The sequence below is a fragment of the Aphanothece microscopica RSMan92 genome (assembly GCF_046613545.2).
GTDB lineage: Bacteria > Cyanobacteriota > Cyanobacteriia > PCC-6307 > Cyanobiaceae > NIES-981.
Genome location: NZ_JBKKKY020000123.1, coordinates 1 through 3555 on the forward strand (window position 1 = coordinate 1; position 3555 = coordinate 3555).

Here is a 3555-nt window from a genome sequence, read left to right on the forward strand (position 1 = left end):
GAGCGTGACCTGATGGCCATGCGGCAGGTGTGGGACCTCCTTCGAACCGGTGCCGTGCGCATGTGGGGTGAGATCGGGCGCACCACCTGATTGGCCTTGCCCACCACCATCGGACTGATTCCCTGGTTCGTAACACGAGCTACAGGCAGCCTGACAATTCACTGGCTTAATAGCTATCGGGCTGGATCAGGCTCAGGCCGCAATCCTTCCCGCTGCGCATCTCAGGATGATCGGCCCTGGGCACATCTCTTGTGGTTCCGTTTCTCGGTTCCCGAAGCCCCCGATCTCTCCACTCCCACCCATCTCGGGCACGTTTCACCATCCTGCTGGATCGGTGGTGTGCTGGCCTGTCCGCGAATGCCTGTTCGCATGGAATCGGCTTTCCCCGATTCCATCCCGACGTCGTCTTCCTGGCTCCCTGAGCTCAGGCTGAGTCGTCCCCCATCCCTATTTCCATATCTCCATGGCAGATCCTGCTTCTCAGATGGATTACGTCTTACCCAATGAGCTCGTTGACGGCATGATTGCCGCCGGCGGCAAGAAATCCACCGTCAGCGTCAGGAATCTGCTGATCCGGGGTTTCTACTCGGGTTCCGTGCTCGGACTGGCCCTGTGTCTGGCCCTGACGATCATGCACCAGACCGGCATCCCCTGGATCGGCTCGCTGATCTTCCCCTTTGGATTTGCCAGCATCATCCTGTTCGGCATGGAGCTGGTCACGGGGAACTTCGCCCTCCTGCCCATGGCGGTCTGGGCGGGCAAGACGACCTGGAGCAAAACCATCCGCAACTGGATCTGGGTCTGGATCGGGAACTTCCTGGGCACCGGCCTGGTGGGCATCCTCTTTGCCATGAGCCTCACCAGCGGCGGCACCGCGGATCTGGCGGCGGGTTCGGGCGACTGGGTTGGCGTGGCCAACAAGATCATCGGCCTGAACAAGGCCAACGTGATCGTCAAGTACCAGTCCCTGGGAGCGCTGGGCTTCTTTCTTGCCTTCCTGCGGGGCCTGATCGCCAACTGGTTGGTGTGCCTGGGCGTGACCCTGGCTCTGGTCAGCAAGAGTGTGCCCGGAAAGATCCTCGCCTGCTGGTTGCCGATCACGGCGTTCCAGGCGCTGGGCATGGAGCACATCGTCGTGAACATGTTCCTCCACACCACAGGCCCCCTGCTCGGCTCCGGGGTCAGCTTCGGTCAGATCGCCTTCTGGAACTATCTGCCGGTGACCCTCGGCAACATCGTTGGCGGCATGGTCTTCATCGGCATGCTCTTCTACAGCACCCACCGCACATCGGTGGATAACGTGCTGCCCCGTGTGCACGATGAGAAGCTGGAGCGGGAGCTCGCCGCCGAGCTGGGTGCCCGCTGATCTGCCCTACCCTCAGCAGACAGTCTGAGGCTGGATCGCCTGAATCCCCGGCCCGTAGCCGGGGATTTTTTCATGGAGCTTCGCCGTGTTCGCTCCCTGCCAGATCCCGGCTGAGCAGCCAACAGAAAGCCCGCCGGAAGGCGGGCGGAAGGCACAAGTTGAGGTTGGGGATGATCCGACCCGACCTCGCCCCTGGGGGCTCATGAGAGGCTCACCACTTCTTGTAGGGGAGAAACTTTCCGCACATGGTCACCTTCACGCGCGCACCAGCGGGATCCTCGACTTTGTCGACATCCAGGGTGAAGTCGATCGCGCTCATGATGCCATCGCCAAACTTCTCCTGAATCACATCCTTCAAGGGCATTCCATACACTTGCATGATCTCGTAAAACCGATAGATCAGCGGGTCTGTCGGGATCACAGGATCCAGCGACCCCTTGGTCGGGTAGGCCTGCAGAGCTTCCATGGTGGCGCTGTCGAGATCGAGGATTTCCCCCAGCTTGGCGGCTTCTTCGGCTGAGGCTGTTGACTGCCCGTAGAAGAGGGAGGCGATCCAGACTTCATCCCGACCAAGCATGGATTCCAGGTCAGCAAAGCTGAGATTCTTGGCTTTTTTGGCCGCCAGCAGTGTCGATACCATATCAGGTGATGAGTCGCAGGAAAATGAACGCAACATCGGCTCTCTCGCCGTGGTTAGCGTTGCCCGAAGGGGCTTAATCATGGTCTCCTGAAAGGAGAGATTTCCGTGTCACGATTGTTACCTCGTTCTGCCCCGCCTCTGGCTCGGTCCAGCCCGGGATGCCCGGGGCCCCGGCCGGCCGGCGGCCGAACTGGGCCACCAATCGGCGCTTCGGTAGTGGAAGCAACGGTTAGCCCCCCCGCCGGTTCGTTTCACTGGCCCATTGCCAGCCGGTGTTCCCCAACACCTCCCGCCATGATCGCCACCACGCCGAGGCCGGCGCCGATGTTCGAGCTCATCCCCTACGAGAAATTCCGGGACACCCCGGCCGTGCGGTTCTTCGACATCACGGTGGCAGCTTCCAATGCCCGCGACCTGGTGATCCACGCCGGACCGGCCACCTCCCCTCCGGATGATCCCGCCTCAGGGGCCTGGCAGTTCTATCTGCATCCCCACCAGGAGGACAACCTCCTGGCGCTGCATGGTGGTCGGACCTTTTATCTGGTCAATTTCGGCTGGAATTACCCGTTCCACATCGTGCGCCTGGAGACCGGCGGCGACATCCTGCGGATCCCGCCCGGCACCTTCCACCGCTCGGTCTCCGATCCCGACGGCTCCGTGGTGCTGAACCAGGCGGTGCGTGACGAGGGGGCCAGCGTGGTGCGCGAATTCCGTGTCTACAACAGCCAGGCCATCCCCCGCCTCTTCGCCACCACCTCCCGCACAGCGCCGCTGCCCAAGCTGCACGGGCTCAACTGGTGAGCTGACTGTTCCGGGCCACCGGATCGAGCACCTCCGCCTGGATCGACCAGGAGAACTCGCTCGTGACCTCCGGGGGCCCTGAGAAGCTTCCGGTGATCGCCGCCGTGAGTTCAGGCTTGGAGGAGGTGGCCAGGGTGACGTAGCGATCATCGATCGCGCCGATGCCACTCGGATCGAAGCCGCGCCAGCCGGCGCCGGGCAGGTACACCTCCGCCCAGGCATGGAGGTCGTAGCGCTCGGGGGCGGGGTCCACGAGGTGGTAACCGCTGACGAACCGGGCCGGCAGACCGACGCAGCGGCAGGCTTCCACCATCAGCATCGCCAGATCCCGGCAGGAGCCCACCCGTTCCTTCAGGGTGCGCCCCGCAGGCCAGGCAGGCCCGACGTGCCGCTGGGTGTACTTGACCCGGTCCTGGATCATCTCCACCAGCTGTTGCAGAAACATCAGGGCCCGCTGGTCACTGCCCATCAGGGCCTCCTGGGCCATGTCGACGGCGGCGGGATCGTGCTGGCCGTTGGGCAGCCACCCCTGCAGCGCTCCCATCAGATCGCCGTTGAGGCGGCCCACCGGGTAGGGCAACAGCGGTTCGGCCTCCTCCAGGCAGGCCTGCAACAGCGGCGGTGTCTCGGTCTCCACCTCGCTGACGGCCCGCACCAGAAACTCCTCGGTGGACCCACCGAAGCGGGCCCGCAGGATTTCATCGCCGCTGGCGGCCAGCAGGGCATAGAAGCGGCTGGGCTCCGGGGT

Annotated in this window: 4 protein-coding genes; 2 read left to right on the forward strand and 2 right to left on the reverse strand. The window is 63.5% G+C overall.

Features of this window, described 5'->3' with window-relative positions; all coding sequences use genetic code 11:
• Positions 1–484: 484 nt before the first annotated feature.
• Complete coding sequence (locus ACLD7X_RS16150; RefSeq protein WP_411424702.1) at positions 485–1366, forward strand: formate/nitrite transporter family protein; 882 nt, start codon at positions 485–487, stop codon at positions 1364–1366.
• A 211-nt stretch (positions 1367–1577) separates the two neighbouring features.
• Here ACLD7X_RS16150 and cynS read toward each other — a convergent pair whose 3' ends face one another.
• Positions 1578–2006, reverse strand: coding sequence for a cyanase (gene cynS, locus ACLD7X_RS16155; RefSeq protein ID WP_411424705.1), 429 nt, complete (start codon positions 2004–2006; stop codon positions 1578–1580).
• A 324-nt stretch (positions 2007–2330) separates the two neighbouring features.
• Between cynS and ACLD7X_RS16160 the strand changes: the two genes are divergently transcribed.
• Complete coding sequence (locus ACLD7X_RS16160) at positions 2331–2807, forward strand: hypothetical protein (protein WP_412007267.1); 477 nt, start codon at positions 2331–2333, stop codon at positions 2805–2807.
• Here ACLD7X_RS16160 and ACLD7X_RS16165 read toward each other — a convergent pair.
• Positions 2797–3555: transglutaminase-like domain-containing protein (locus ACLD7X_RS16165; protein ID WP_411424704.1), on the reverse strand; the 759-nt coding region annotated here is incomplete at its 5' end. The two genes, ACLD7X_RS16160 and ACLD7X_RS16165, sit on opposite strands and share 11 nt — an antisense overlap.